Annotated in this window: 31 protein-coding genes and 1 riboswitch; of the genes, 14 read left to right on the top strand and 17 right to left on the bottom strand. The window is 70.7% G+C overall.

What is annotated here, in order from left to right; all coding sequences use genetic code 11:
- Positions 1–78: 78 nt before the first annotated feature.
- Positions 79–1,998 carry a 1-deoxy-D-xylulose-5-phosphate synthase gene (gene dxs, locus EER30_RS39450; protein WP_127506700.1) on the bottom strand — a complete coding sequence of 640 codons (1,920 nt, stop codon included), beginning with the start codon at positions 1,996–1,998 and terminating at the stop codon, positions 79–81.
- A 160-nt stretch (positions 1,999–2,158) separates the two neighbouring features.
- A riboswitch (ZMP/ZTP riboswitch) is annotated at positions 2,159–2,242 on the top strand.
- 15 nt (positions 2,243–2,257) lie between these two features.
- Here dxs and EER30_RS39445 point away from each other — a divergent pair.
- Positions 2,258–3,124, top strand: a complete 867-nt coding sequence (locus tag EER30_RS39445; protein ID WP_127506698.1) for a bifunctional 5,10-methylenetetrahydrofolate dehydrogenase/5,10-methenyltetrahydrofolate cyclohydrolase — start codon at positions 2,258–2,260, stop codon at positions 3,122–3,124.
- A 30-nt stretch (positions 3,125–3,154) separates the two neighbouring features.
- On the opposite strand, the gene EER30_RS39440 is transcribed toward EER30_RS39445, so the two are convergent.
- A complete protein-coding gene (locus EER30_RS39440; RefSeq protein ID WP_240670589.1) occupies positions 3,155–4,411 on the bottom strand; it encodes a class I SAM-dependent RNA methyltransferase in 1,257 nt (418 codons plus the stop codon).
- Positions 4,408–6,453 (bottom strand): APC family permease, encoded by a 2,046-nt coding sequence (locus EER30_RS39435; RefSeq protein WP_127506695.1) that lies wholly within the window; start codon positions 6,451–6,453, stop codon positions 4,408–4,410. The genes EER30_RS39440 and EER30_RS39435 overlap by 4 nt, the downstream gene beginning before the upstream one ends.
- Positions 6,454–6,565: 112 nt before the next feature.
- Between EER30_RS39435 and EER30_RS39430 the strand changes: the two genes are divergently transcribed.
- Both EER30_RS39430 and EER30_RS39425 read left to right on the top strand, forming a co-directional pair.
- Positions 6,566–7,231, top strand: coding sequence for a potassium channel family protein (locus EER30_RS39430; protein WP_127506693.1), 666 nt, complete (start codon positions 6,566–6,568; stop codon positions 7,229–7,231).
- Positions 7,228–7,911, top strand: a complete 684-nt coding sequence (locus EER30_RS39425; protein ID WP_127506692.1) for a potassium channel family protein — start codon at positions 7,228–7,230, stop codon at positions 7,909–7,911. Before EER30_RS39430 ends, EER30_RS39425 begins: the two co-directional genes overlap by 4 nt.
- Before the next feature lie 42 nt (positions 7,912–7,953).
- Here EER30_RS39425 and EER30_RS39420 read toward each other — a convergent pair whose 3' ends face one another.
- From EER30_RS39420 to dut, 4 genes are all read right to left on the bottom strand, one after another.
- Positions 7,954–8,733, bottom strand: coding sequence for a DUF3159 domain-containing protein (locus tag EER30_RS39420; RefSeq protein ID WP_127506690.1), 780 nt, complete (start codon positions 8,731–8,733; stop codon positions 7,954–7,956).
- Entirely contained in the window at positions 8,730–9,107 is a 378-nt protein-coding gene (locus EER30_RS39415; RefSeq protein WP_127506688.1) for an OB-fold nucleic acid binding domain-containing protein, read from the bottom strand. The genes EER30_RS39420 and EER30_RS39415 overlap by 4 nt, the downstream gene beginning before the upstream one ends.
- 88 nt (positions 9,108–9,195) lie before the next feature.
- On the bottom strand, positions 9,196–9,870 hold the full coding sequence (locus EER30_RS39410; RefSeq protein ID WP_127506686.1) for a DUF3710 domain-containing protein: 675 nt from the start codon (positions 9,868–9,870) through the stop codon (positions 9,196–9,198).
- A gap of 16 nt (positions 9,871–9,886) precedes the next feature.
- Complete coding sequence (gene dut, locus EER30_RS39405; protein ID WP_127506684.1) at positions 9,887–10,363, bottom strand: dUTP diphosphatase; 477 nt, start codon at positions 10,361–10,363, stop codon at positions 9,887–9,889.
- A 100-nt stretch (positions 10,364–10,463) separates the two neighbouring features.
- Here dut and EER30_RS39400 point away from each other — a divergent pair, with 100 nt between their 5' ends.
- Positions 10,464–10,946: a DUF3093 domain-containing protein gene (locus tag EER30_RS39400; protein WP_240670588.1), complete on the top strand. Its 483-nt coding sequence runs from the start codon at positions 10,464–10,466 to the stop codon at positions 10,944–10,946.
- Here the strand turns inward: EER30_RS39400 and EER30_RS39395 are convergent.
- Both EER30_RS39395 and EER30_RS39390 read right to left on the bottom strand, forming a co-directional pair.
- The gene (locus tag EER30_RS39395; protein WP_240670587.1) at positions 10,943–11,761 is read right to left on the bottom strand and encodes a hypothetical protein; all 819 of its coding nucleotides are present in this window, start codon (positions 11,759–11,761) and stop codon (positions 10,943–10,945) included. The two genes, EER30_RS39400 and EER30_RS39395, sit on opposite strands and share 4 nt — an antisense overlap.
- A 154-nt stretch (positions 11,762–11,915) precedes the next feature.
- On the bottom strand, positions 11,916–12,212 hold the full coding sequence (locus EER30_RS39390) for a DUF4193 domain-containing protein (protein ID WP_127506680.1): 297 nt from the start codon (positions 12,210–12,212) through the stop codon (positions 11,916–11,918).
- Positions 12,213–12,563: 351 nt separating this feature from the next.
- On the opposite strand from EER30_RS39390, the gene EER30_RS39385 reads away from it, so the two are divergent.
- Complete coding sequence (locus EER30_RS39385; protein ID WP_127506678.1) at positions 12,564–13,103, top strand: LytR C-terminal domain-containing protein; 540 nt, start codon at positions 12,564–12,566, stop codon at positions 13,101–13,103.
- Positions 13,104–13,119: 16 nt separating this feature from the next.
- Here EER30_RS39385 and EER30_RS39380 read toward each other — a convergent pair whose 3' ends face one another.
- Entirely contained in the window at positions 13,120–13,974 is an 855-nt protein-coding gene (locus EER30_RS39380) for an inositol monophosphatase family protein (RefSeq protein ID WP_127506676.1), read from the bottom strand.
- A 204-nt stretch (positions 13,975–14,178) separates the two neighbouring features.
- Here EER30_RS39380 and EER30_RS39375 point away from each other — a divergent pair, with 204 nt between their 5' ends.
- Together EER30_RS39375 and EER30_RS39370 are read left to right on the top strand one after the other, a co-directional pair.
- Entirely contained in the window at positions 14,179–15,768 is a 1,590-nt protein-coding gene (locus EER30_RS39375) for an RNA polymerase sigma factor (protein ID WP_205650621.1), read from the top strand.
- Between the two features lie 244 nt (positions 15,769–16,012).
- Positions 16,013–16,252 (top strand): DUF7455 domain-containing protein, encoded by a 240-nt coding sequence (locus EER30_RS39370; RefSeq protein ID WP_127506672.1) that lies wholly within the window; start codon positions 16,013–16,015, stop codon positions 16,250–16,252.
- A 310-nt stretch (positions 16,253–16,562) separates the two neighbouring features.
- Here the strand turns inward: EER30_RS39370 and EER30_RS39365 are convergent, their stop codons facing one another.
- The 5 genes from EER30_RS39365 to EER30_RS39345 all read right to left on the bottom strand — a co-directional run bounded on the left by EER30_RS39365 (position 16,563) and on the right by EER30_RS39345 (position 20,062).
- On the bottom strand, positions 16,563–16,823 hold the full coding sequence (locus EER30_RS39365; protein ID WP_127506671.1) for a helix-turn-helix transcriptional regulator: 261 nt from the start codon (positions 16,821–16,823) through the stop codon (positions 16,563–16,565).
- The gene (locus tag EER30_RS39360) at positions 16,823–17,317 is read right to left on the bottom strand and encodes a hypothetical protein (RefSeq protein WP_164842651.1); all 495 of its coding nucleotides are present in this window, start codon (positions 17,315–17,317) and stop codon (positions 16,823–16,825) included. Before EER30_RS39360 ends, EER30_RS39365 begins: the two co-directional genes overlap by 1 nt.
- A gap of 71 nt (positions 17,318–17,388) precedes the next feature.
- Positions 17,389–19,113, bottom strand: coding sequence for a DEAD/DEAH box helicase (locus EER30_RS39355; protein ID WP_127506669.1), 1,725 nt, complete (start codon positions 19,111–19,113; stop codon positions 17,389–17,391).
- Positions 19,114–19,203: 90 nt separating this feature from the next.
- Positions 19,204–19,818 (bottom strand): trimeric intracellular cation channel family protein, encoded by a 615-nt coding sequence (locus EER30_RS39350; RefSeq protein ID WP_127506667.1) that lies wholly within the window; start codon positions 19,816–19,818, stop codon positions 19,204–19,206.
- A 25-nt stretch (positions 19,819–19,843) separates the two neighbouring features.
- Positions 19,844–20,062, bottom strand: a complete 219-nt coding sequence (locus tag EER30_RS39345; RefSeq protein ID WP_127506665.1) for a DUF3039 domain-containing protein — start codon at positions 20,060–20,062, stop codon at positions 19,844–19,846.
- 172 nt (positions 20,063–20,234) lie between these two features.
- Here EER30_RS39345 and EER30_RS39340 point away from each other — a divergent pair, with 172 nt between their 5' ends.
- Both EER30_RS39340 and EER30_RS39335 read left to right on the top strand, forming a co-directional pair.
- The gene (locus EER30_RS39340) at positions 20,235–21,182 is read left to right on the top strand and encodes a pseudouridine-5'-phosphate glycosidase (protein ID WP_127506663.1); all 948 of its coding nucleotides are present in this window, start codon (positions 20,235–20,237) and stop codon (positions 21,180–21,182) included.
- Positions 21,182–22,060 carry a carbohydrate kinase family protein gene (locus EER30_RS39335; protein ID WP_127506825.1) on the top strand — a complete coding sequence of 293 codons (879 nt, stop codon included), beginning with the start codon at positions 21,182–21,184 and terminating at the stop codon, positions 22,058–22,060. Before EER30_RS39340 ends, EER30_RS39335 begins: the two co-directional genes overlap by 1 nt.
- A gap of 310 nt (positions 22,061–22,370) precedes the next feature.
- Here the strand turns inward: EER30_RS39335 and EER30_RS39330 are convergent, their stop codons facing one another.
- On the bottom strand, positions 22,371–22,760 hold the full coding sequence (locus EER30_RS39330; protein ID WP_127506661.1) for a DUF3099 domain-containing protein: 390 nt from the start codon (positions 22,758–22,760) through the stop codon (positions 22,371–22,373).
- Between the two features lie 109 nt (positions 22,761–22,869).
- A complete protein-coding gene (locus EER30_RS39325) occupies positions 22,870–23,439 on the bottom strand; it encodes an HhH-GPD-type base excision DNA repair protein (RefSeq protein WP_205650620.1) in 570 nt (189 codons plus the stop codon).
- Positions 23,440–23,506: 67 nt separating this feature from the next.
- Here EER30_RS39325 and EER30_RS39320 point away from each other — a divergent pair, with 67 nt between their 5' ends.
- The 5 genes from EER30_RS39320 to dtd all read left to right on the top strand — a co-directional run bounded on the left by EER30_RS39320 (position 23,507) and on the right by dtd (position 25,901).
- Complete coding sequence (locus EER30_RS39320; RefSeq protein ID WP_127506657.1) at positions 23,507–23,824, top strand: antitoxin VbhA family protein; 318 nt, start codon at positions 23,507–23,509, stop codon at positions 23,822–23,824.
- Positions 23,821–24,381, top strand: a complete 561-nt coding sequence (locus EER30_RS39315) for a Fic/DOC family protein (protein ID WP_127506655.1) — start codon at positions 23,821–23,823, stop codon at positions 24,379–24,381. The genes EER30_RS39320 and EER30_RS39315 overlap by 4 nt, the downstream gene beginning before the upstream one ends.
- A gap of 73 nt (positions 24,382–24,454) precedes the next feature.
- Positions 24,455–24,805 carry a hypothetical protein gene (locus EER30_RS39310; RefSeq protein ID WP_127506653.1) on the top strand — a complete coding sequence of 117 codons (351 nt, stop codon included), beginning with the start codon at positions 24,455–24,457 and terminating at the stop codon, positions 24,803–24,805.
- A 27-nt stretch (positions 24,806–24,832) separates the two neighbouring features.
- Positions 24,833–25,477, top strand: coding sequence for a phosphotransferase (locus EER30_RS39305; RefSeq protein WP_127506823.1), 645 nt, complete (start codon positions 24,833–24,835; stop codon positions 25,475–25,477).
- A 1-nt stretch (position 25,478) separates the two neighbouring features.
- Entirely contained in the window at positions 25,479–25,901 is a 423-nt protein-coding gene (dtd, locus tag EER30_RS39300) for a D-aminoacyl-tRNA deacylase (protein ID WP_127506651.1), read from the top strand.
- The last annotated feature ends 124 nt before the right edge of the window (positions 25,902–26,025 follow it).

Raw genomic sequence — 26,025 nt, 5'->3', positions numbered from 1 at the left:
AAAAATAACGAGCAGATAACGGATTGCCCCACGCCAGTCCGCTTCGTGGGGCAATCGCCGTTTTATCGGTGTCGTGGATCACGCCTTGGGCTGAAGCTCCGGCTGCTGGTCGAGCTTCGCAACCCACTCGGTGACGTCGCGTGCCACGTCCTGCGAGGTGAGGCCGAGCGCGGCCAGGATCTCGCCGCGCGAGCCGTGCGGGTGGAAGCCGGCCGGCACGCCGAAGTTGCGCAGCGGCACCTCGACGCCGGCGTCGCGCAGCGAGCTCGCCACCGCGTCACCCACGCCACCGGTGCGCATGCCGTCCTCGACCGTGACGACCAGGCGGTGCCGGGCGGCCAGGCCGCTCAGCTCGATCGGCACCGGGCGCACCCAGCGCGGGTCGACCACGGTGACCCCGAAGCCCTGCTCGGCAAGCCGGTCGGCCACCTCGAGGCCGAGCCCGGCGAACGAGCCGACCGCGACGAGCAGTACGTCCTGGCGGTCGTCCTCGCGCAGCACGTCGACCTGACCGACCCGGCGCACGGCGGGCAGGGCGGCCGGCACCGCGCCGGTCGGGAAGCGGACGATCGTCGGCCCGTCCTCGACCGCGATCGCCTCGCGCAGCTCCTCGCGCAGCGAGGCCTCGTCGCGGGGCGCGGCGATGCGCAGGCCGGGGACCACGCCGAACACGCTCATGTCCCATGTGCCGTAGTGGCTGGGGCCGTCGGGACCGGTGATGCCGGCCCGGTCGAGCACGAAGGTGACCGGCAGCTCGTGCATCGCCACGTCGAGCAGAACCTGGTCGAACGCGCGATTGAGGAAGGTCGCGTAGACGGCGACCACCGGGTGCAGGCCGCCCATCGCGAGGCCGGCCGCGCTGGTCACCGCGTGCTGCTCGGCGATGCCCACGTCGTACGCGCGGTCGGGGTATTTGGCGGCCAGCGCCGCGATGCCGGTCGGCTCGGCCATGGCCGCGGTGATGCCCACGACGTCGGGGCGCTCGTCGGCGATCTTCACCAGCTCTTCGGCGAAGACGCTGGTCCACTTCAGCTTGGGCGCGGCGAGCAGCTTGCCGGTCTCGGCGTCGAACGCGCCCGGACCGTGCAGGCAGTCGGCCTCGTCCTGCTCGGCGGGGCGGTAGCCGTAACCCTTGCGGGTGACCGAGTGGACGATGACCGGTGCGTTGAAGCCCTTGGCCCGGCGCAGCGCCGATTCCATCGCCTGCACGTCGTGACCGTCGACCGGGCCGATGTATTTGATGCCGAGGTCCTCGAACATCGGCTGGGGGCTCACCGCGTCCTTGATGCCGCGCTTGACCGCGTGCAGCACCTCGTAGACCGGCTTGCCGACCACGGGGGTCGAGCCCAGCGCGTCTTTCACCAGGTCGAGCACTTTCTCGTAGCCCGGGTTGAGCCGCAGCGTGGAGAGGTGGTCGGCCAGGCCGCCGATGGTCGGGGCGTAGGAGCGGCCGTTGTCGTTGACGACGATGACCAGGCGGTTCTTGGCGGCGGCGATGTTGTTGAGCGCCTCCCAGCACATGCCGCCGGTGAGCGCGCCGTCGCCGACCACGGCCACGGTGTGCCGGTCTTCCCCGCGCAGCGCGAACGCCTTGGACAGGCCGTCGGCATAGGACAGCGCGGTCGAGGCGTGCGAGTTCTCGACGAGGTCGTGCTCGCTCTCGGCGCGGCTCGGGTAGCCGGAGAGCCCGCCGCGCTGGCGGAGAAGGTCGAATCCGTCCTGCCGACCGGTGACGATCTTGTGAACGTACGCCTGGTGGCCGGTGTCGAAAAGGACGCGGTCGCGGGGCGAGTCGAAGACGCGGTGCAGGGCCAGGGTGGTCTCGACGACGCCGAGGTTGGGGCCGAGGTGGCCGCCGGTCCGCGACACCTTGGCCACCAGGAAATCGCGAATCTCCGCCGCCAGGAGGGTCAGCTGCTCATTGCTGAGGCGCTTGAGATCACCCGGGCCGGTGATCGTCGCCAGAATGCCGGCCGTGGCGGGAAGGGATTCGCTCATGGGTGCGAAGTCTATCGGCGCGTGGCGAGCGCGCATCCCGGCCGGTCGGCTCTCCTCAGCTCCTCCACAGAACCGAAACGTGAGCGTGACCTGCGGCCGCTCGTGACCTACCGCACAGTAACAACCCGGCTGCGATCCCCCTCCCGGCGTCCGGCATCCTTGGTGAGGACGCGACTGGCGGCACCGGGGATGGATTGACCATCGGGGAGCGTGTCACGGGGAGTCGACCGCCTGGGCCCCCGTGCGACAGGGAGCCCGCATGTCCACAGCCCGTCTCCTTCCCGGCGCTCCGGTCGCCGAGGCAGTCCTGCTCGACGTGGCCGACCGGGCCGCCAAGCTCAAGGCCCAGGGCGTCACGCCCTCGCTCGCGACGATCCTGGTCGGCGACGACGACGCCAGCGCCGGCTACATCCGCATCAAGCAGCGCCAGGCCGCCTCGCTCGGCTTCGACTCGCCCCACCGGCACCTGCCCGACGACACCACCCAGGAGCACCTGTACGAGGTGATCGCCGAGCTGAACGCCGACACGAGCGTGCACGGCGTGCTCATCCAGTACCCGATCCCGCGCCACCTCGACTACGACGCCGCGCTGCAGACCCTCGACCCCGACAAGGACGTCGACGGCATGCACCCGCTCAACATGGGCCGGCTCGCCGTCGGCCTGCCCGGTCCGCTGCCCTGCACCCCGGCCGGCATCGAAGCGCTGCTCGCCTATTACGACATCCCGGTCTCGGGCCACGAGGTCGTCATCCTCGGCCGCGGCGCGACCCTGGGCCGCCCGCTGGCGATGCTGCTGGCCCAGAAGCGGCCCACCGCCAACGCGGCCGTGACCGTGGTGCACACCGGCGTACCCGACTGGGACCGCTACACCCGCCGCGCCGAGATCCTGGTGGCCGCGGCCGGCGTGCCCGGCATCATCCAGCCCGAGCACGTACGCCCCGGCGCGACGGTGATCGGCGCGGGCGTCCGGTATGAGGGCAAGCGCCTGCTGCCCGACGTGGCCGAGGAGTGCGCCGAGGTCGCCGGGGCCATCACCCCCCGCGTGGGCGGCGTGGGCCCGACGACCGTCGCGATGCTCTTCCGCAACGCGATCACCGCCGCCGAGAAGGCGGTCGCCGCTCGCTGAGACAGCGCGGGCCCTGAGCCGGTCGCCGGCTCAGGGCTCGAAGACCGCCACGCATTCGACGTGCTGGGTCATCGGGAAGCAGTCGAAGGCGCGCAGCCCGGTCAGCCGCCACCCCAGCTCGTGGAAGGTGGCCACGTCGCGGGCCAGCGACGCCGGGTCGCAGGACACATAGGCCACCGCGCGGGGCCCGGCCGCGACGACGGAACGCACCACCGTGGCCCCGGCCCCGGCCCGCGGCGGGTCGAGCACGACCAGGTCGACCGGTCCGGTGATCCGGCGCCGGGACAGCGCCGTCTCGACCCGCGCCTCGACGACCTCGGCCGCGGGCACGTTCTCGCGGGCGGCGGCCGCTCCGACGGACGAGCTCTCGACCAACGTCGTACGGCCGTGGGTGTGCTCCCGGACCGCGGCGGCGAAGAGCCCGGCGCCGCCGTAGAGGTCCCAGACGGTCTCGCCCTCGGTCGGGTGCAGCATCTCGACCACCGTGGCCGCCAGGGTGTCGGCGGCGGCCGGGTGCACCTGCCAGAAGCTCTCCGCCGGAAGCTGCCAGCTGCGCCCGGCGGCCACCTCGGTCACCTCGGCCGGCCCGGAGAGCCGCACGCGCCCGCCGCCGCCCAGCGTGGGGGCTTCGGCCGGGTCGTCGGCGGGAAGCGTGCCCCCGGTGCCCGACGGCCGGGCCAGCGCCACCACGTCGCCGCCGGTCGTCGCGACCGCCTCGAGCGCGTCGGCGTCGGGCCACTCCAGCTTCAGCAGGTCGAGCTCCTGGATCGCGGGGTGCGCGATGCGGCAGCGGTCGATCGCCACCACCTCGTGCGAGCGGTGCTTGAGCAGCCCGGCCCGCCCGGCGGCGTCGACCGCGTAGCGCACCCGGCTACGCCAGCCCAGCAGCCCGCCCGGCAGCGCCTCGACCTCGACCTTCCAGGTGAGCTTGGCCAGCCGGCGCAGCTGCTCCTCGACGATGGACGCCTTCCACCGGCGCTGCGCGTCGCCCGAGGCGTGCTGCAGGTCGCAGCCGCCGCAGGCCCCCGGGTGGGCGTACGGGCAGGGCGGCTCGACCCGGTCGGGCGAGGCCTCGTGGATCTCGACCGCGTCGGCCCGCAGGAAGCCCTTGTGCAGCTCGGTGATCTCGGCGGTGACCCGCTCGCCGGGCAGCGCGTGCCGCACGAAGACGACCCGGCCGTGCTCACCGCCCAGCCGGGCGACGCAGTGGCCGCCGTGCGCGGGCGCGCCGACGGTCAGTTCGACGAGGTCGCCTTCGACGGGGTCGCTTTCGATGAGGTCGGTCACGGTCGCGGCTCCGGGGTGCGGTCGTCGGTGGGTGGTTCGGGCTCGGCGGGCGGCCGCACGCGCGGACCGCGCGCCGGCACCCGGGTCAGGCTCTGGTCGAACCGGTCAAGGTTGCGGTCCTGCGACGAGCGCAGCTGCCACGGCACGCTGGTGACCATGACGCCCGGCTCGAAGAGCAGCCGGGCCTTGATGCGCAGGGCGCTCTGGTTGTGCAGCAGGTTCTCCCACCAGCGGCCGACCACGTACTCGGGGACGAAGACGGTCACCACGTCGCGCGGAGAGCTACGCCGTACGCCCTTGACGAAGTCGATGATCGGGCCGGTGATCTCGCGGTAGGGCGAGTCGACCACGGTCAGCGGCACCGGGATCTGGCGTCGCTCCCACTCCTCCTGGATCACGCGGGTGTCCTTGTCGTCGACGTTCACGGTGACCGCGGTCAGCGTGTCGGGGCGGGTGGCCTGGGCGTAGGCGACCGCCCGCAGCGTCGGCATGTGCACCTTGCTGACCAGCACGACGGCGTGGTTGCGCGACGGCAGCACGGGCCGCTCGTCGGTCGGCTGCAGCTCCCGCGAGACCCGGTTGTAGTGCTTGCGGATGGCGCCCATGACGGCGTAGATGACGACCATGAAGGCGATCGCGATCCACGCGCCGAGCAGGAACTTGGTGATCAGCACGATGACCAGCACGGTGCCGGTGAGCCCCATGCCGAAGGCGTTGATCGCCCGCGAGCGTTTCATGCGGCGTCGCCGCGCGGGATCTCGCTGGGTGCGCAGGAGCCGGTTCCAGTGCCGGATCATGCCGCCCTGCGACAGCGTGAACGACACGAAGACGCCGACGATGTAGAGCTGGATCAGCCGGGTCGTCTCGGCCTGGAACGCCACCACCAGCGCGATCGCCGCGACGGCGAGGAAGAGAATGCCGTTGCTGAAGGCCAGCCGGTCGCCGCGGGTGTGGAATTGGCGGGGCAGGAAGCGGTCCTGGGCGAGGATCGAGCCGAGCACCGGGAAGCCGTTGAACGCGGTGTTCGCGGCCAGGAAGAGGATCAGAGCGGTGACCCCGCCGACCAGGTAGAGCAGCAACGACCCCTGGCCGAAGATCGTCTCGGCCAGTTGGGTGGTGACCGTCTTCTGCACGTAGTTGTCCGGGCCCGCGACGATCTGCAGCCCGGGGTCCTCGACGTACTGCAAGCCGGTGGCCCGCGCCAGCCAGATAATGCCGACCAGCATGACGATCGAGAGGCCACCCAGCAACAGCAGCGTCGTCGCGGCGTTCTTGCTCTTAGGCGGCTTGAAGGCGGGCACGCCGTTCGAGATCGCCTCGACGCCGGTAAGGGCCGCACAGCCCGACGAGAACGTGCGCAGCAGCAGGTAGGCGAACCCGAAGCTGGTGAGGTGGTCCTCCTCGGCCGTGATGGTCAGGCCGGCGCTGGGTGCCCGCAGGTCGTCGCCGAGCACGTAGACCCGGAACAAACCGATCAGGATCATGCCGACGACAACGACGATGAAGGCGTACGTCGGAATGGCGAAAGCCGTGCCCGACTCGCGCAGCCCCCGGAGGTTGAGCGAGGTCAGCAGGACGATCGCGCCGACCGCGAAGGCCACCTTGTGCTCGGCGACGAACGGCACCACGGAGCCCAGGTTGTTCACGCCCGCGCTGCTCGAGACCGCCACCGTGAGGATGTAGTCGACCAGCAGGGCACTTCCCACCCCCAGGCCCGCCCGTGGGCCCAGGTTGACCGTCGCGACCTCGTAGTCGCCACCGCCGGAGGGGTAGGCGTGCACGTTCTGCCGGTAGCTGGCGACGACGGTGACCATCACGACCGCGACGGCCAGAGTGATCCACGGGGAGAAGACGAAGGCGCCCGCGCCGGCGATCGACAGGGTCAGGAGGATTTCATCGGGCGCGTACGCCACGCTCGACAAAGCGTCGCTGGCGAACACCGGCAGCGCGATCCGCTTGGGCAACAGCGTGTGCTGAAGCTTGTCGGATCGAAACGGCCGGCCGAGCAGCAGGCGTTTCGCGAGGGAGGTCGGACTGGCCACGAGTGCCTAGCGTACGGCTGTACGCCTGGACGCGTACCCCGCCCCGGGCGACGCTGCTGGCGAAGGCGTGACAATCTCTGTGCAGACGCACTCACGCGGGAGGACCCAGCACGTGCACGTGGTGATCATGGGATGCGGCCGGCTCGGGTCGACGCTCGCCCACAATCTGGAGGAGCGCGGCCACTCGGTGGCCGTGATCGACCAGAACTCCGACGCCTTCCGCAGGCTGGGCTCCGACTTCGGCGGCACGACGGTGACCGGCATCGGCTTCGACCGCGACGTCCTGCGGGCCGCCGGCATCGAACGGGCCGACGCCTTCGCGGCGGTCTCCAGCGGCGACAACTCCAACATCATCTCGGCCCGGCTGGCCCGCGAGACGTTCGGCGTCTCCCGGGTCGTGGCCCGCATCTACGACGCCAAGCGCGCCCAGGTCTACGAGCGGCTCGGCATCCCGACCGTCGCGACCATCCGCTGGGCGGCCGACCGCATGGTGCGCCACCTGGTCCCCGAGGGCACGGTCGAGGTCTTCCGCGACCCGACCAGTGTGGTCTCGATCGTCGAGGCGCCGCTGCACCGCGACTGGGTCGGCCGCACGCTCAAGTCGCTCGAGGAGCGCACCGGCGCCCGCGTGGCCTACCTGATGCGCTTCGGCATGGGCACGCTCGGCACCGCGTCGACCGTCCTGCAAGACGGCGACCAGGTGTTCATGCTGGTCACCGACGACACGGTGCACGCCGTGCTCGACATCGCCTCCGGTGCCGACAAGGAAGGACAGTGACCATGCGGATCGCCATCGCCGGGGCCGGCAACGTCGGCCGGTCGATCGCGCAGGAGCTGATCGGCAACGGCCACCGGGTCATGCTGATCGAGCGCCAGCCCCGCCAGCTGCGCCCTGAGCGCGTTCCCGAGGCCGAGTGGGTGCTGGCCGACGCCTGCGAGCTGAGCAGCCTGGAAGAGGCTGACGTGGCCGGTTGCGACGTAGTGGTGGCCGCCACCGGCGACGACAAGGCCAACCTGGTGGTCTCGCTGCTGGCCAAGACCGAGTTCGCCGTGCCCCGCGTCGTCGCCCGGGTCAACCGCGCCGAGAACGAGTGGCTCTTCACCGAGCAGTGGGGCGTCGACGTGTCGGTGAGCAAGCCGCGCCTGATGGCCGCGCTGGTCGAAGAGGCGGTGACGGTCGGCGACCTCGTACGCCTCATGACGTTCCGCCAGGGCGAGGCCAACCTGGTCGAGATCACCCTGCCCCGCGACGCGCCGTACGAGGGTCAGCCCGTACGCGACGTGCCGCTCCCCCGCGACTCGGCGCTGGTCGCCATCCTGCGGGGCAAGCGGGTCATGGTGCCGACCCCCGACGACACGCTCGAGGCGGGCGACGAGTTGATCTTCGTCTGCACCGCCGAGGTGGAGGACCAGATCCGCGCCGTCGTGCTCGGCAGCCAGGGCCGCTCGCTCGACTAGACCGCGGTCCCATCCGGCTCTGGACCCCGGCCTCGACCGGCTCTAGACCGCGGACTCGGCCGGCTTCTGCGCGCTGGTGACGCGGTGGATGGCCCAGGCGGTGAAGGCGAACGTGGCGGCGTAGATCGGCCAGCTGATCAGGATGCGGACGATGCCGAGCGCGTTCGCCTCGCCGATCTGGTAGAGGTAGAACTGGATGCCGGCGCGCAGGCTCAGCGAGACCACCCAGACCAGCGTGAGCCACTGGAAGGTGCGGAAGAGCCGGGCGTTGCCGAACCAGTCCTGCTGGCCCTTGTTGGCCATGATGCCCCAGACGTAGCCGATGATCGGCTTGCGGATCACCACGGAGCCCAGCAGCAGCGCCGCCTGCCCGAAGGTCAGCAGGATGCCGGGCAGGTAGAAGTTCTTGGCGTCGCCGGTACGCCAGGCCAGGTAGGCGCCGACCGCGATGCCGAACAGGCCGTTCACCGCGTGCCGCACCGGCTGCTTGCGCGCCAGGCGGTAAGCGCCGATGCCCACGGCCGACAGCACCGCGCCCGCGATCGCCCAGTAAAGCGCCGTACGGGTCTCGAGCCCGACGACGCTGTCGCCGAGGATCACGTTGAGCGCGACGAAGGCGAGCACCGGAAGGCTCGACTCGATCAGGCCCCGCACCCCGCCGAGCTGCTCGGCGATCTGCTCGCTCATCGAGGGGAGCGGCTCGTCGTCGTCCTTCTTCGGCTCCTCGACCGGGTGCAGGTCGAGTTCCTCGACGACCTCCTCGGCGAGCCGTTCCTCCACGGATTCGTGCGCGGCGTGGCGCGGCTCGCTACCGGACGTCACCGGGGCGCCTCCAGCTCGTAGTACGGGTTGTAGATGACCTTGCGGTCGTCACGGATCGCGATGCGGCCGCGCGCGGTGAGCTGCCGCCCCGGTTCGATGCCGGCGATCGACCGGCGGCCCAGGAACACCAGGGTCACCACGTCGCTGCCGTCCCAGAGGTCGGCCTCGAGGGTGGGCAGGTTGGTGCGAGGAGTGTAGGCCACCGTACGCAGCCGACCGTTCACGGAGACGACCTGGCCGCGCATGCACTGCCCGGCCGGCATCGCGCCGCACTTCGCGACCTCGCGCTGCAGGTCTTCCGCGTCGAGCTCGGAGTCGGTGGCGGTCAACCGGTCGAAGAACCGGCGCAAGCCGGTACGCGCGTCGGTGGTCATGACCCTCTCCCTGCGATGAACGGCACGGTCACCTGCACACCGTGCCGTTCATATACGGTACGCCCCTGGTGAGCGCCATCACGAGGCGCTAGGCGGGACGGTTGCCGTTGGTCTGCGCGTCCTGCTCCTGCTGAGCCTGCTCGGTCATCTCCTTGGGCAGGCGCAGCGGCAGCGCCTCGCGCACCGGACGGGCCTCGTTGTCGCGCACGACCACCAGACCGGAGAGCACCTCGCCGAGCCGGCCCTCGCGGGACGGGTCGGCCGCGGCGGCGCCCTGGTAGAGCGCGCGGACCATCCAGCGCGGCCCGTCGACCCCCACGAACCGCACGTCGGCCGGGCCCTCCGGGGTGTTGACCCGGGCGGTCAGCTCGACACCGTACGGCCCGTCGACCTCGCGGGCGGCCACACCGTCGGACTTCATGGCCTCGGCGATCTCGTCGCGCACCTCGTTCCAGATGCCCTCGGTGCGCGGCGCCGCGAAGACGCCGAGCTGCAACGCGCTGTCGCCGTCGACCAGCACGATCTGCTCGACCGCGCCGTCGGGGTTGGCCTGCACCCGCACCTCGACGCCGTCGACCGCCGGGATCAGCAGGCTGCCCAGGTCGAGTCGCTGGATGTCGTCGGGGGCCTGGTTCGCGTCCCACGGCCCGCGGTCGGGCCGCGGCGGCTCGTCGCCCGCCGCCAGGCTCTGCTTGAGCGCCTCGGAGGGCGGCGCGTCGGTCGCGCGCACGTGCTTGGGTTCGCCGCGCTTACGGGAGAACATCACTGCCACCTTCCGTTCATACCTGCGTCTGCTGCGTCGGCAGCAGACCGCTGTGCCCGCCGGTCGACCCGTGCCCGCCGGCGCCGCGAGCCGTGTCGTCGAGCTCGTCGACCACATGGAACGAGGCCCGCTCGACCCGCTGGATCACGAGCTGGGCGATGCGGTCGCCGCGAGAGATCTTGACGGTGTTCTCCGGGTCGTGGTTGACCAGGATCACCAGAATCTCGCCCCGGTAACCGGCGTCGACCGTACCCGGCGCGTTGAGGACGGTCACGCCCAGGCGGGCCGCCAGGCCGGACCGCGGATGCACCAGGCCGACATAGCCCTGCGGGATCGCCACGGCGATGCCCGTACGCACCTTGACGCGGTGGCCGGGGGCCAGCTCGGCGTCCTCGGCGGCGACCAGGTCGGCCCCGGCGTCGCCCGGGTGCGCGTAGGCCGGCAGCGGCAGATCCTTGTCGAGCAGGCGGATCGGGATGACTACGTCGGTCAAGACTGAGATTCCTCACTGGCGGCGATCAGGGCGCTGCGGGCGGCACCCACCCTGCCATCCTGCCGTGCCCGGTCGCGGAGGCGCGCCGTACCCTTCCAGGGTGACACCGGAGACCTCCGCGCGCACCACCGCGGCGCCCGCCTATCTCGAGCGGCTGCGCCTGACCTGGTGGCTCTGGCCGGTCGCCCTGATCGTCGTGGCGATCCTCGCGGTCGAGGCGCTGCTCGGCTTCCCGACCGTGCCGGCCTGGGTGCCGTTCGCGGTCCTGACCCCGCTCACCGCCGCCTGGATGCTCTATCTCGGCCGCATCCGGATCGCCGTCGCCGACGGGGAGTTCCAGGTCGACGACGCCCGGCTGCCGGTCCGCTTCGTCAAGGACGTGGTCGCGCTCGACGCCGAGGGCAAGCGCGAAGCGCTCGGCGTGGGGGCCCACCCGCTCGCCTTCGTGGTGCAGCGCCCGTGGGTCGGCCCGGCCGTCCAGGTGCTGCTCGACGACCCGGACGACCCGACGCCCTACTGGATCGTCAGCACCCGCCGCCCGGTCGAGCTGGCCACCGCGCTGCTCGCGGCGCGCGACAACTAGCCCTCGATCGCCTTCCCGCGCGACTTGCGCAGGTCTTTCTTCACGTGCTCGCCGAGGTGGCGGGTGGCCCGGCGGTTCAGGTAGCCGGCGACCGCCGCGCCGGTCAGCAGCGGGCCCAGGGTGGTCAGGTTGCGCCCGAACCGCTTGAGCAGCGTGTGCTGGAGCTCCTTGCGGGCCGCCGTGCCGAGCACGGTGGCCACCCCGACGCCGGGCAGCAACGGGTTGACCCCGCGCTGCTGGGACCAGGCCTGGATCAGCGCGATCGCACGCTGGCCAAGGCTGCCCCGCACCGGCTGGCCGTAGATCTCGTGCAGTTCTCCGATCAGCTTCAGTTCGACCGCCACCACCGCGACCGTCTCGGCCGCGAGCAGCACGGGCGCGCTGAGCAGGGTCGGCGGGGCGACCCACTGGACCGAGGCGACGCCACCGCCCGCGGCGCCCACTCCGGCCGTCGCCAGCGCGGAGACCTTGATCAGGTGATCCGCCAGTTCGTCGTCACTCTTGCCGGGGTAGTGCCGGCGCAGAGTCTCCAGGTCCCGGATCGGGACGTGCGGCGCCACGTCGGCGACGACGTCACCCATCCAGCGCATCGCGGCCTTGGGCTTGAACAACTGGCCCAGCCCGCGGCGTCGGATGTCCCCGGCGAGCCGGCCGAGCAGTTGGCGGCGGCCGGCCGGTTCCAAATCGTCGGCGGTCAGGGCGGCGACGGTTTGCTCGAGCTGGGTGTCGACCGCTGTCAGCTCCTGGCTCTCGGCAGTTTTCTGCTCCAGGGCCGGCGGTACGCCTGTCTCGGCGGTGTTGTCCGTTCCGCTCATCGTCGTCCTCCCGTCATCGGTCGCCGGGTTCCGGCCTCACGATCGTGCTGGCCTCATGGTGATGCCCGGTGTCGACCCCGGGTCAAACCCGGCAACGGCCTGACGCCCGACCGCGAGCCGCGGCCGGGTGGTGTTGCGCTGCTGGGAGTGGCCGTCAGGCGCACTCGCGGCAGATCAGCTCCCCATTGCGTTCCGCGGCCAGCTGGCTGCGGTGGTGGACGAGGAAACAGCGAGCACAGCGGAACTCGTCGGACTGCATCGGCAGCACCTTGACGGTGAGCTCCTCATCGGCGAGGTCAGCGCCGGGAAGCTCGAAGCTCTCCGCCACCTCGACCTCGTCGACGTCCACCGCGCCGGACTGCGAGTCGGCGCGGCGGGCCTTGAGTTCCTCGAGGCTGTCCTCGCCGAGGTCGACCTCATCGCGACGCGGAGCGTCGTAGTCGGTGGCCATCGGTCTTCACTCTCCTGTATCGATGTGTCACTTGGCGTTAGTAACGCCCGCGACGTTGTTTCGGTTCCCGGTTCCGCCGGACGATTTCCGACACCGCCCCTAACACGTGAAACACCCCCGGTGAGCGGGGAACATTACCGCTGTCGCGGCAGTGTTGTACGCGCACGGGCAGCCCATTGTTCCCGATGTGACCGAGGCGACATCAAAGTAGGGGTCGCAGCCTCTGGATCATCGTCGGCGCGCCGGAAGTATTCCCTGTTTCCGCGCGCCTGGCGCACAGACGCTAACCTCTCGACAGGTCCCGCCCTCTCCCCGGCGGGCGTGAGACCCCACATTCCTGGAGCCAACCCCATGAGTTTTGCGCGCGTACGAGCGCTCGTCGTCGTCGGCGTGCTTGCCGTGGCCGCGGTGGTGTTCGTCATCGTCGCGTTGGTGCAGGACACGCAGGGCGGCACGACAGCCGGCGAGGGCTGCCCGGCCGGAGCCCCGCTCGCCGACTTGCGGCTGCCCGACGACCCGGCCGAGGTGACCGTAAAGGTCTTCAACGGCACCGGCACCGCCGGACTGGCCGAGAACGTCACGAACGAGTTCAAGAACCGGCGCTTCACCGTGCAGAAGCCGGGCGAGAGCAAGACGAAGCTCAAGGGCGTCGCCGAGATCCGCTACGGCCCCGACACCGTCGGCAAGGCGCAGCTCCTGCGGGCCTACTTCCTGGCCCAGTCCAAGATGTCCTACAGCGCCAAGCGCAAGGGCGCGGTCATCGAGATCGTGATCGGCAACCAGTTCCGCCAGCTCGCCACCACGACCGAGGTCAACCAGTCGCTGGTCGAGGTGGGCGAGCCGACGCTGCCGCCGGGCGCCTGCGTCAAGCCCGCCGACAAGGACTCCTGACGCCTTCGGGCGGTCCCTAGGGGCCGCCCGACGCGTCCAGGTCCTCCAGGGCCGTCAGGAGAGGGCCGCAGATCGCCGGTGGGGCCGCCACGAGCATCTCAGGGCCGGGCGCGGCCCCGTTCAGGCCCGAGACCACCACACCGGCCTCGGTGGCGACCAGGGCCCCAGCGGCCCAGTCCCACGGGTTGAGGCCCTTCTCGTAGTAGCCGTCCAGCGTGCCCTCGGCAACCGCGCACAGGTCGAGGGCCGCCGCGCCGAACCGGCGGATGTCGCGCACCTGGGTGATCAATCCGGCCACCACCCGGCCCTGATGGGCCCGGCGCCGGGCGTCGTAGCTGAACCCCGTGGCGACCAGCGACTGGTCGAGCCCCGTGGGAGCCGAGCCGTGCAGCCGCCGCTCGCCGCGCCAGGCGCCCCCGCCACGCGTCGCCGTCCACTCGTCGCCGGTCGCCGCGTTCACGACCACCCCGGCGATCACCTCGCCGTCCAGCTCGGCGGCGAGCGAAACCGCGTACTGCGGAATCCCGTAGAGGTAGTTCACCGTGCCGTCGATCGGGTCGAGGATCCAGCGCACCGCCCCGGGCTCGGGCGCGGCCGAACTGCCGTACTCCTCCCCCAGCACGCCGTCGCCCGGCCGGGCCGCCCGCAGGGCCTCGACCACCTGACGCTCGACGGCCCTGTCGGCCGCCGTGACCACGTCGGTCGCGGTGCTCTTCGTCTGGACGTCACCGATCGCCTCGGCCCTCATTCGCCGCGCCGTGTCGGCCGCCTCGCGGGCCACCCGGACGGCGAGTTCGAGCAGAGCGCCCGGTGTCGATCCCGCTGCCGAACCCGGTGTCGATGACTGCGAAGTCTGAGAAAACTCGCTCACGTGCACGCCCTTTCCACCGTTACCATTCTCCCGCCGGAGGTCATCAGCGAGGTCGGCGGCCCCCTGCGGCGTGCTGCGGCGGGAGGATCTCGCTCGACGGCGCTACAATTCACCCCTGCCCACCGCTTCGCGGACACAGTTCGCGTCCCGGGGGTCCCCACACCAACACCGGCCAGCCTCTTCGCCGTGCGCTGCGCTGGGCTCATGGCCGTGCTCAACCTCATCGCCTCCGGAAGGTCTTTCGTGACAGAAGCCCACCAGAACGGTGCCGACGTTCGTTCCCTCACCGAGGCCCTGATCGCTCATGCCCAGGGCGCGGGCGGACAGCTCACATCGGTCGAGGTCGCGCGCACGCTCGAGTCCGCCCAGGTGAATCCGGCTCAGGCCAAGAAGATCCTCCGCGGCCTCATGGACGCGGGCATCACCGTGGCCGTCGACGGGACGCCGAGCACGACTCGCCGCAAGGTCGCCGCCGCCCGCTCCGCAACTCCGGCCTCCAAGGCCACCACCGCCAAGGCCGCCCCGGCCCGCAAGGCAGCGCCCGCCCCCAAGCAGGCCGCCGAAGCCGGGGACGAGACCGCTCCCGCCAAGAAGGCCGCCCCGCGCAAGGCTGCCGCCAAGGCCACCCCGGCCAAGAAGGCCGCGGGACCGGCCAAGGCCGGCAAGCCCGGCGAGGAGGGCCCCGGCGACGGCGAGGAGATCGACCCCGCCGAACTCGCCGCCGAGATCGAGGACGTCGTCGTCGAGGAGGCGCCGGCCATGGTCGCCGCCGCCGCGACCGACGCCGCCAGCTCGGCCACCGACGGCGACTTCGAATGGGACGACGAGGAGTCCGAGGCGCTGAAGCAGGCGCGCCGCGACGCCGAGCTCACCGCGTCGGCCGACTCGGTCCGCGCCTACCTCAAGCAGATCGGCAAGGTCCCGCTGCTCAACGCCGAGCAGGAGGTCGAGCTGGCCAAGCGCATCGAGGCCGGCCTCTACGCCGCCGAGCGCCTGCGCGCCTGCGACGAGGGCGAGGAGAAGCTCGAGCGCAACATGGAGCGCGACCTGCGCTGGATCGGCCGGGACGGCGAGCGGGCCAAGAACCACCTGCTCGAGGCCAACCTGCGTCTGGTCGTGTCGCTCGCGAAGCGCTACACCGGCCGCGGCATGGCCTTCCTCGACCTCATCCAAGAGGGCAACCTGGGCCTGATCCGCGCGGTCGAGAAGTTCGACTACACCAAGGGCTACAAGTTCTCGACCTACGCGACGTGGTGGATCCGGCAGGCGATCACCCGCGCGATGGCCGACCAGGCCCGCACCATCCGCATCCCGGTGCACATGGTGGAGGTCATCAACAAGCTCGGCCGCATACAGCGTGAGCTGCTCCAAGACCTGGGCCGCGAGCCCACGCCCGAAGAGCTCGCCAAGGAAATGGACATCACCCCGGAGAAGGTCCTCGAGATCCAGCAGTACGCCCGGGAGCCGATCTCGCTCGACCAGACGATCGGCGACGAGGGCGACAGCCAGCTCGGCGACTTCATCGAGGACTCCGAGGCGGTCGTCGCGGTCGACGCGGTGTCCTTCTCGCTCCTGCAGGACCAGCTTCAGCAGGTGCTGCAGACGCTCTCGGAGCGCGAGGCCGGTGTCGTACGGTTGCGGTTCGGCCTGACCGACGGGCAGCCTCGCACCCTGGACGAAATCGGTCAGGTTTACGGGGTCACCCGTGAGCGCATCCGCCAGATCGAGTCGAAGACGATGTCGAAATTGCGACACCCGTCCCGCTCGCAGGTCCTCCGCGACTACCTGGATTAGGGCTTTCAGTCAACAATACGTGTCCAATTGGTCACCACCCGTACATCACCGGGTGGTGATCAGACCGTTGTGCAGAAGTGATCGTTGACGTGGCACCCTTGGATCACGGCACACTTAGAGCCCAGCACGTGTGACCTCGGTCCCCCCGGGGCACAGTGGGAAGGCCGCAACGGTGCAGGGTGTTGCACGATGGTGAGCAGTAGCCGAGGAACATGTTCATCGGTTCGAACAGAGGAGGAAGGCGATGACCCCGACTCTCACGCCGCCGGCGGGTAGTGTGGCCGGCACCGCAGCCGATGAACGGTGCGACCGCTGCAATGCAGCCGGAAAGCTCCGTTTGACCCTGGCTGGTGGAAGTGAGCTGGTGTTCTGCGGACACCACGCCAACCGCTACGCCGAAGACCTGGTGAAGATCGCGGTGCAGTATGCGGCGGACCCGGAGTTCACCTGGCGCGGCGCGGACATGATGTCTAACTCCAACTAGATTTCCCCAAACCCCCCGACCAGAACTTTGAAAGGGGCGCCCACGGTGTGGGGCGCCCCTTTTCCATGCCCTGACCCCGCCACAGCCCTGCCCCGCCCTCTCAGCGGCCGACTTGGGCCTCGATCACCAGGCCCCGCTCTCAGCGGCCAACCTGGCCCGGATCACTAAGCCCGCTCTCCGCGGCCAACCTGGCCCGGATCACTAAGCCCGCTCTCCGCGGCCAACCTGGGCCGGATCACTAAGCCCGCTCTCCACGGCCAACCTGGGCCGGATCACTAAGCCCGCTCTCCACGGCCAACCTGGGCCTGAATCAGAGCGTGGGGCCCGGTTCGGGGTCAGCGTCCCAGAGTTGCTCCACGGTGGCGTTGAGGGCCTTGGCGACCTTCAGGGCCAGGTAGACCGAGGGCGCGTAGTCGCCCGTCTCCATCGCGATGATGGTCTGGCGGCTCACCTGCACGGCCGCGGACAGGTCTTGCTGGGTCAGGCCGGCGTCCTTGCGGGCGGCGCGGATGCGGACCCCGGCGGCACCACTCGCCTCGGGAGCGCGCACCGGGCCCGACGGCGGCGCCATCAGTCCTCGTCCTCAGCGGCGGCGGCCTCGCGACGGCGACGACGGCGGCTCTGGGCAACCTGGACCACCAGGCCGATCACTCCGCCGGCCACTCCCCCGCCCGCCGCGCCCTTCCAGGTGGCGCCGGCCGGGTCGTAGGCGTAGAGCGCGCCGACGAGGAACACCGCGTAGGGGATGCCGCTGAGAACGCCGAGGACGACGCGTTTCGCGCTCCACACTCGCGGCAGGGTGTCGACCCGGCGGCGGCGCACGTAGGTCCCGCAGATCCAGATCGGAATGATCATGGCGACGAGGATCACGGCGAGCGGCAGCACGGACGAGCGACCCAGGGGCCACACCATGATGGCCGCGGCCCACGGGACGGCGAGCCACTGCATGGAGGCGGCGGCGGAAATGCCCTCATACCACCGGTAGCGCTCGCGCTCGTCGCCGTAGATCTCACCGTCGGGGTCGAGGTTCCAGCGAACGACCCGATCAAGGATTGTCGTCGTCATGCGTCCATCATCGAGTTAAGTCCTCTTGACGTCAAGAGGACTTAACGTCAAGACTGCTTCACATGACGGCGTCACAGGGTCTGAATCGTCGCGATCCGTTCCTCGAGCTGTTCGATGGTCGCCTGCGCGCTGGGCGGCCCACCGCAGAGCCGGCGCAGCTCCGCGTGAATCTTGCCGTGAGGCAGGTTGGTGCGGTGGTGATGAGCCGCTACCAGCGTGTTCAGCTGGCGGCGCAGGCTGTTGCGGCGCTCCCCGGCCGACATCGGCACCGGCGCGGCCTCGCGCTGGGCCGGCACCGGCTCGGCCGCCTTCCTACGCTTCTGGGCCGCCATCTGCTCGGCCTGCCGCTTGTTCAGCAGCACCGACACCTGGTCGGGCGTCAGCAGGCCCGGCAGCCCGAGATATTCCTCCTCCTCGGGCGTGCCCGTGAGCGCCCCCATGCCGAACGACGTGCCGTCATAGATCACCTGGTCGAGCTCGGCGGTCGCCGAGAGCGCCTCGAAGTGCTTCTCGAGGTCGCCCTCCGCGTTCTCCTCGCGCTGCGCCCGCTCCAGCAGGTCGTCGTCCAGGCCGTCCTTCTGCTTCGGCAGGCCGAGCACGTGGTCGCGCTGCGCTTCCATCTCGCTCGCCAGCCCGAGCAGGTGCGGCACGCTCGGCAGGAAGACCGTCGCGGTCTCGCCCTGCCGCCGCGCCCGCACGAAACGGCCGATCGCCTGGGCGAAATAGAGCGGGGTCGAGGCGCTGGTGGCATAGACCCCGACCGCGAGCCGGGGAATGTCGACGCCCTCCGACACCATCCGCACCGCGACCATCCAGCGGTCCTGCGACTCGGCGAAGGTCGCGATCCGCTTCGAGGCACCCTCGTCGTCCGAGAGCACCACGGTGGCCGGCTGCCCCGAGATCTCGCCGATGAGCTTGGCATAGGCGCGGGCCGTCTGCTGATCGCTGGCGATGATCAGGCCGCCCGCGTCGGTGATGCCGTGGTCGCGCAGCTTCGAGAGCCGGGCGTCGGCCGCCCGCAGCACCTGCGGCATCCAGTCGCCACGGTGGTCGAGCGCCGTGCGCCAGGCCTGAGCGATCAGGTCTTTGGTCATCGGCTCGCCCAGCCGCGCCGCCAGCTCGTCGCCCGCGTTGGTGCGCCAGCGGGTCTCGCCGGAATAGGCCATGAAGAGCACGGGCCGCACGACGCCGTCGCGAAGCGCGTCGGAATAGCCGTAGACGGAGTCGGCCCGCGACCGCTGCAGCCCGTCGTCCCCCCGCTCGTAGTTGACGAACGGGATCGGGTTCTCGTCCGAGCGGAAGGGCGTTCCCGTCAGCATGAGCCGGCGCTCGGCGGGCTCGAAGGCCGTCTTGACGCCGTCGCCCCAGCTGCGGGAATCGCCCGCGTGGTGAATCTCGTCGAGGATCACCAGCGTGGGTCGGGTCATCGTGCGCCGCCGGTGCACCGCGGGCGCCATGCCGACCTGGGCATAGGTGAGCACGGCGCCGTGGAAGTCGCGCGACGAGTGGATGTCGGAGTTACGGAAGGCGTGGTCGAGCTGAATGCCGACCCGGGCCGCGGCCGACGCCCACTGCACCTTGAGGTGCTCGGTGGGGCAGACCACGGTCACCGCCTCGACGGTGCCGTGGGCGAGCAGCTCCGCCGCGATCCGCAGCGCGAAGGTGGTCTTGCCCGCGCCGGGGGTCGCCACCGCCATGTAGTCGTCGCTGCGGCGGCGCAGGTAGCCCACGAGGGCCTTGCGCTGCCAGTCGCGAAGGGGCGGGAAGGTCTCCAGGTCCGGCAGTGGCGGGCTCAAGCTGCGACGATCCTTCCGCTCAAGAAAAACACCCCCGGCACGGGACCGGAGGCGGCATTCAGCATAGCCATGGCGACGGCTGGGCGCGGCTTACGGCGCAGCCACCGGAGCCGACCACCGGCGATAGAGCGCAACGAGCCTGACCCCCGTGATGAGCAGGGCCGACACGCCCATCGAGAGTGGATCCGCGATGCCCGTCTCCCGCAGGATCGTGACAAGAATCGCGCCGCTGAGGGCCGCGAGCGCATAGAAGTCACGCTGCAGGACCACCGGGATCTCTCCGGTCAGCAGGTCGCGCGCGAGGCCGCCGCCGATGGCCGTGAGCATGCCGATCAGGCAGGCCCCGACCGGCGGCACGCCCGCGTCGAGCGCCTTGATCGTGCCGGTGACGGTGAAGAGCCCCAGGCCCGAGGCGTCCAGCAGGAGCACCGGGCGTCGCCACCGAGTCAACTGCGGGTGCAGCCAGAAGACCAGCAGCGCGGCGGCGACCGCGGTGACCGCGTACCGCCAATCGGCGAAGGCCAGCGGCGGGACCGACCCGATCACCAGGTCACGCAGGATGCCGCCGCCGAGCGCCGCGACGAAACCGACGAAGGCGACCCCGAAGAGGTCGAGCCGTTTCGCGATTCCGGCCGAGGCGCCCGAGGCGGCGAAGACCGCGACGCCGATCAGATCGGCGGCGAGGAGCCCGTCACCACTCGTCACCGGACACCTCGGGGGTTACGACTGGTCAGTCCTGCATCGATTCGTAGATCTCCTTGCACTGCGGGCACACAGGGGAACCCGGCTTCGGAGACTTGGTCACCGGGAACTTCTCGCCGCACAGGGCCACGACATAGGTGCCCATTACCGCGCTCTCGGCGATCTTCTCTTTGCTCACGTAATGGAACATCTCGGGCCCAGTGTCAGCGTCCTTGGTCTCCGGACGCTCCAGGATCTGCGTGCTCACGACATCTGCCTTTCGTTCAGGTCACGGGGTCATCGAGCCCCCGGGCCCCCCGGTCGCGGCGGCTCTAACGAAAGCTCCAACCCGCAAGTCTGACACCTCGGGCCGGGTCGGTCCAACGACCAGCTCGCCGGTCCTTGGCCGGGCACTGATCAGGCACCGTACGGTAGCTGTCGTGACTGACTTCGCGATTCGATACGGCGAGCACGTGACCCGTGCCCGCCGGGACGGCCGGCCGGTGGTCGCGCTGGAAAGCACGATCATCTCGCACGGGCTGCCGCACCCCGACAACCTGCGGGTGGCGCGCGAGATCGAGCAGACCGTGCGCGACCAGGGGGCCGTGCCGGCGACCATCGGCATGGTCGGCGGCCAGCTGATCGTCGGGCTCGACGACGCCCAGATCGAGCACCTCGCGCTGGCTCAGGGCGTGGCGAAACTCTCCGTCCGTGATCTTGCTGTGGCCGCCGCACGACGGGCCGACGGCGCCACCACGGTCGCCGCCACCAGCGCGGTCGCGGCCGCCGCGGGCATCGGCGTGTTCGCCACCGGCGGCCTGGGCGGCGTGCACCGCGAGGCGAATGTCACTTTTGACGAATCGGCCGACCTCACCACGCTCGCGCAGACGCCGATCGTCGTGGTCTGCGCCGGCGTCAAGTCGATCCTCGACGTGGGCGCCACGCTCGAACGGCTCGAGACGCTGGGCGTCGCCGTCGCCGGCTACCGCACGAAGCGCTTCCCCGGCTTCTTCATCACCGACGGCGGCTTCGACATCGACTGGGAGCTCGACTCGCCCGAGCAGGTGGCCGACGTGATCCGCGCCCGCTCCGACCAGAACGTGGGAGCCGGCGCGCTGATCCTGGCCAACCCGCTGCCGGCCGATGAGCAACTCGACCCGGCGCTCCACGACCGTACGCTCTCGGAAGGCCTCGCCCTGCTCGCGCGCGGCGGCATCACCGGCAAGGCGGTCACCCCGTTCCTGCTGAGCCACTTCCACGAGAGCACCCACGGCAAGAGCCTCGAGGTCAACGTACGCATCATCCTGCGCAACGCCGAGCTGGCCGCCAAGATCGCCGTCGCGACCGCCGAGGACTCGACCGCGCCCCTGGGCTTCAGCGTCGCGTGATCGTCGTCGTCGGGGATCTCGTCACCGACGTGCTGGTGGCGCACGGCGGGCCGATCGAGCCGGGCACCGACACCGAGGCCGCGATCAGCGTGGGCGGCGGTGGCCAGGCCGCGAACACGGCGGCCTGGCTCGCTCACGCGGGCCGGGCGGTCACGCTGGTCGCCGCGGTCGGTGACGATCTCGCCGGCCGCGAGCGGGTCGCCGAGCTGACCGCGGCCGGCGTCCGTTGCGCGGTGCGAGCCCATCCGGGAGCCGTCACGGGCAGCGTCGTCGTGCTCGCCGGACCCACGGAACGCACGATGATCACCGACCGGGGAGCGGCGCTGCTGCTCGACCCGGGTGACGTGCGGGCCGCGATCGAGTCCTCCGGGGCGACCCACCTGCATCTGTCGGGCTATCCGCTGCTGCACGACGGCTCCCGCCCGGCGGGTCTGGCCGCGCTGGCCGCGGCGGCCAAGCTCGGCCTGACCACCAGTGTCGACGCGGCCTCGGCTGCTCCGCTGCGTGCGGCCGGCCCCGAGGCTTTCCTGGCCTGGGTACGCGGGTGCGACGTCCTGCTGTGCAACGCGGACGAAGCCGATGTGCTCGCCGGGGTGGCCCCCGCCCAGGAACAGGCCCGCCGCCTGACCGCTCACGCCCGGAATGTCGTCGTCAAGCAGGGCGCGGCCGGGGCGACCTGGGTCTCGGCCGACGGAGCCGGCCACACGGTGGCTCCCGACCCGGTCGCTATGAAGGACCCGACCGGCGCGGGCGACGCCTTCGCCGCGGGCCTGCTCACGGCTTGGTGCACCGGCAACACGCCCGAGGCGGCCCTGAAGATCGCGACCACGCTAGGCGCCAAGGCCGTCACGGCGATCGGCGCCCGCCCGCGGCGTTGACATTCAAGCGCTTCACAACACGCGGCTGAAAATGCCGCATTTCGGCCGGGCAAGGCTGGACCGGGCTGGACCGGGCTGGACCGGGCTGGACCGGGCTGGACCGGGCTGGACCGGGCAAAGCCGAATCCGCGGGTCAGCGCGTCCCCAGGGCATCGCTCTACCGCTCGGGTTGTTGTGCTTGAAGCGTTACCACCGGGAACGGCCCGGTCGGGCGCTACGGCCGTGACCACCGATCAGGTCGCCGCGGCAGCCGCCGAAGGCGGAGTTCGCGGCAATGCGGTTGTCCCACCACACGAGGCGTACGTCCGATTCAACGTTTTTCGCGGTGCTCGAACGTTGCCTCGGGCTCGAGGTCGATCGTCAGGTATTCGGTCGGCTCGGGGGTGTGCTGGGTGATCGTCGGCTGGGGCTTGGGGGCTCGGGCCTGGGCGCTGGCGGCCCGCTCGGCCTTCGACCGCGCGGGGCGATCGTTGGCGATCAGAACGGCTGCCCAGGGCAGGAAGACCATGCCCGCGGCGCACAGGATCAGCCAGAGCGGGAGCAGGGGCGGGCGGATGCTGATCAGCACGGCGCCCGCCACGAGACACGCGGCGCGAAGGCCCATCATCGACACGTAGCGGATCTGCCGGCTGCGGAATTGCTCGTCCTGGCTGCGGGCGGCGTCCGTGATGAGAACCGCCCGGTCCGGCTGCTTCTTCACGATGGGGTCTCCGATCGACCCCTCATACTTGCACCGTTCCCGCCGGTACGCCCAGCGGGAGCCGAACGTGTTCAAAAAATCGCAGCCGGAAGATGTTACACATCCAAATCTATCGATCTTTGGCCGCGGCCTTCATGGCTTTCTTGTACGTACGGACCTCGCCCAGCGACTGCTCGTCGACGATGTCGGCGACCGACTTGCGCGAGCCGTCGACGCCGTAGCCGTCGGCCGCCTCACGCCAGCCGGCCGGCTGCACGCCGTACTGCTTGCCGAGCAGGGCCACGAAGATCTGCGATTTCTGCTTGCCGAACCCGGGCAGCGACGCGATCCGTTTGAGCAGCTCGGCCCCGCTGTCGACGCCGGTCCACAGGTTGGCGGCGTCGCCGTCGTAGCGTTCGACCAGCGTGCGGCACACCTCCTGCACCCGGCCGGCCATCGCCTTGGGGAACCGGTGCAGCGCCGGCGGCTCCCCGAAGATCGCGATGAGCGCGTCGGGGTCGAAGCCGGCCAGCTCGGCCGCCGTCGGCGCGTGACCGAGCCGCTGAGCCAGCACATAGGGCGAGCTGAACGCCTTCTCCAGCGGAATCTGCTGGTCGAGAATCATCCCGATCAGCAGTGCCAGCGGGTTCTTGTTGAGCAGATCGTTGGCTTCGGGCGCGATCGGCAGCGACATACTCATGATGACCATCCCGCAAGAGGGCCGCCGGGCGGCGGCAAAGTTGTACATCTTCTTGTACCATTGAGAAATGCCACGTCAGGACGTTCTCGGGGTCGCGGAAGCGCGGAAGCAGCTTCCCGACCTTCTTGCCGGATTCAGCCGGGGCTCCGGCGACTCCGTGTTTCTGGGCGCCCACCGCAAGGCGGTCGGCGTGCTGGTGCCGGTCAGGGTCTACGACGAGCTTCGCAGCGAGCGTGACCAGGCAGTCGACGACGCTACCGGATCGCTGCGGGCCGAGGGGCAGGAGCCGTCGTCGGTGGCGAGCGAGCTGGCCGGCCTGTTCGCCCAGGGCCGCATCACCGCGGGCCAGATGGAAGCGATGCTGCTCGCCTACCACCGCGCGTGACCGACGGCGACGCCCTCCCCAACAGACTCGGCATCACCTCGGCGGCCGCGCTGAGCCGGGCCGAGGCCGACCTCAGTTTCGCCGCGCTACTTCGATTTTCGGTACGGCCTCTGCCCGGCTCCTACGACCTGGCTCATCTGCGCGAATTCCATCGGCAGATCTTCGGCGCCGTCTACCCGTGGGCGGGCGAGCTGCGCACCGTCGACATCGCGCGAACCTCGCGGGACAGGTTCTGCCACTGGCGGTTCATCGAGTCCTCCTCGGCCGAGGTCTTCGCCGCCCTCGCCGCCGAGGGTCTGCTGGCCGGTCTGGCCCGCGATTCTTTCGTACGCCGACTCGCGCACTACCTCGGCGAGATCAACGCGATCCACCCGTTCCGCGAGGGCAACGGCCGGACGCAGCGAGCCTTCCTCGGGCAGTTGGCCCGCGAGGCCGGCTGGCGGATCGCGTGGAGCGAGCTCGACGCGACGGTGAACGACGCCGCGTCGGCCGCCGCACTGCACGGGGACCTCTCACCGCTCGTCGCCATGCTCGACGGCATGGTCCGGCCGCTGTAGCCCGCGTCACTTCGGTTTTGCCTGCTCCGGCGTGGGGAACGTTGGGTGCCGCCGAACCGTCGGGAGGAACGACATGAGCGATTCGCAGGAAGAGATCGAGCGCGAGATCCTCGGAGGCGACTACGGGGCCGGCGCCCTCGACGTGCCCGAGACCTACCGGCCCGAGAAGGGCGACGACGACCCGGGCCTGTCCAGCACGCTCGCCGCGGGCACCGACGTCGACCGGCTCCAGGACGGCGGGGAGCACCCCGAGCACGGCGTGATGACCACGACCGGCGGCACCGCGGGGCCGAACAGTTTCAAGACGCGGCCTCGCTCGGGGCCCGGGGTCGCCAACACGACGACCGGGGACGCCACGACCGGCGCGATGGAGACACCGGTCGACAGCTACACCAGCGACTCGAGCAGTAATTCGGTCGACTGATCCGCTACCGTCCACGGCGTGACGCCCATGGACGAACCGATCGCCGCCGGACGCGAGGCCGACGTCTTCGCGCTCGGCGCGGATCGGGTGCTGCGACGCTACCGGGACGGCAGCGATTCCTCGCCCGAGGCCGCCGTGATGGCGTACGCCCGGGGTCTGGGCTACCCGGTGCCGCAGGTCTATCGCGTCGACGGCCCCGAGCTGGAGATGGAGCGGCTCGACGGCCCGACGATGGCCGACGCCTACCTGAGCGGGAACCTGACCTCCGACGAGGCCGCGACGATCATGGCCGACCTGCTGCGCCACCTGCACTCGCTGCCGGCCCGCTCGGGCGATGGCTCGATCGTGCATCTCGACCTGCACCCGGACAACGTCCTGCTCACCGCGCGCGGCCCCGTCGTCATCGACTGGCGTAACGCGGGCGACGGCGATCCCGACTTCGACACCGCCCTGACCGCGCTGATCCTGGCCCAGGTCGCGATCGGGTCGATCGACCACGACATCGGCGCGGACGCGGGCGCGATGCTCGACCGCCTACTCGCGATCGTGCCCGGCGACCCGCTCGGGAAGCTGGACGAGGTCGTCGCCTTCCGGGCGGCGCAGTGGACCATGTCGGCCGAGGAGGTGGCCGCCCTGCCGGTGGCCGCCGCGCGAGTGCGGGGAGATTTCTGAGATGCGGGCGCTGGTGCAGACGGTGAGCCGGGCCTCGGTCACGGTCGACGACGAGGTGGTCGGCAAGATCGAGGACGGCTTGCTGGTGCTGGTCGGGGTGACCCACGACGACACACCGGCCAAGGCCGCCGAACTGGCTCGGAAAACGTATGAACTGCGCATTCTCGACAACGAGGCGTCCGCGTCGGATCTCGGCGCCCCGCTGCTCGTGGTCAGCCAGTTCACCCTTTACGGCGACGCCCGGAAGGGTCGCCGGCCCACCTGGAACGCGGCCGCGCCGGCCGAGGTGGCCGAACCGCTCGTCACCGCGTACGTGGAAGGCCTGCGCGCCCGGGGAGCGACCGTTCAGACCGGCCGCTTCCGGGCGCACATGCTGGTCGAGAGCGTGAATGTCGGGCCACGGACAATCCTGATCGAGCTCTGACTAGACCTGGACTTCGCACATGGTGTTGGACTGCCGTTATAGCCAGCGGGGTCGGGTGGGGTCGACTTTGAGGTGGGTGAGGAGTTGGGCTTGGAGCCATCCGGGGGTGGGGATTTTGGGTGGT

Source organism: Actinoplanes solisilvae, assembly GCF_003999975.1.
Lineage (GTDB): Bacteria > Actinomycetota > Actinomycetes > Mycobacteriales > Micromonosporaceae > Actinoplanes > Actinoplanes solisilvae.
This window is presented reverse-complemented; position numbering and strand designations above follow the sequence as displayed.

Coding starts and splice junctions, on each gene's coding strand:
- dxs (WP_127506700.1), bottom strand. CDS start 1,998: ATGAGCGAATCCCTTCCCGCCACGGCCGGCATTCTGGCGACGATCACC.
- EER30_RS39445 (WP_127506698.1), top strand. CDS start 2,258: ATGTCCACAGCCCGTCTCCTTCCCGGCGCTCCGGTCGCCGAGGCAGTC.
- EER30_RS39415 (WP_127506688.1), bottom strand. CDS start 9,107: ATGACCACCGACGCGCGTACCGGCTTGCGCCGGTTCTTCGACCGGTTG.
- EER30_RS39410 (WP_127506686.1), bottom strand. CDS start 9,870: ATGTTCTCCCGTAAGCGCGGCGAACCCAAGCACGTGCGCGCGACCGAC.
- EER30_RS39395 (WP_240670587.1), bottom strand. CDS start 11,761: ATGAGCGGAACGGACAACACCGCCGAGACAGGCGTACCGCCGGCCCTG.
- EER30_RS39390 (WP_127506680.1), bottom strand. CDS start 12,212: ATGGCCACCGACTACGACGCTCCGCGTCGCGATGAGGTCGACCTCGGC.
- EER30_RS39385 (WP_127506678.1), top strand. CDS start 12,564: ATGAGTTTTGCGCGCGTACGAGCGCTCGTCGTCGTCGGCGTGCTTGCC.
- EER30_RS39375 (WP_205650621.1), top strand. CDS start 14,179: ATGGCCGTGCTCAACCTCATCGCCTCCGGAAGGTCTTTCGTGACAGAA.
- EER30_RS39370 (WP_127506672.1), top strand. CDS start 16,013: ATGACCCCGACTCTCACGCCGCCGGCGGGTAGTGTGGCCGGCACCGCA.
- EER30_RS39365 (WP_127506671.1), bottom strand. CDS start 16,823: ATGGCGCCGCCGTCGGGCCCGGTGCGCGCTCCCGAGGCGAGTGGTGCC.
- EER30_RS39360 (WP_164842651.1), bottom strand. CDS start 17,317: ATGACGACGACAATCCTTGATCGGGTCGTTCGCTGGAACCTCGACCCC.
- EER30_RS39325 (WP_205650620.1), bottom strand. CDS start 23,439: ATGAGTATGTCGCTGCCGATCGCGCCCGAAGCCAACGATCTGCTCAAC.
- EER30_RS39320 (WP_127506657.1), top strand. CDS start 23,507: ATGCCACGTCAGGACGTTCTCGGGGTCGCGGAAGCGCGGAAGCAGCTT.
- EER30_RS39310 (WP_127506653.1), top strand. CDS start 24,455: ATGAGCGATTCGCAGGAAGAGATCGAGCGCGAGATCCTCGGAGGCGAC.
- EER30_RS39305 (WP_127506823.1), top strand. CDS start 24,833: ATGGACGAACCGATCGCCGCCGGACGCGAGGCCGACGTCTTCGCGCTC.
- dtd (WP_127506651.1), top strand. CDS start 25,479: ATGCGGGCGCTGGTGCAGACGGTGAGCCGGGCCTCGGTCACGGTCGAC.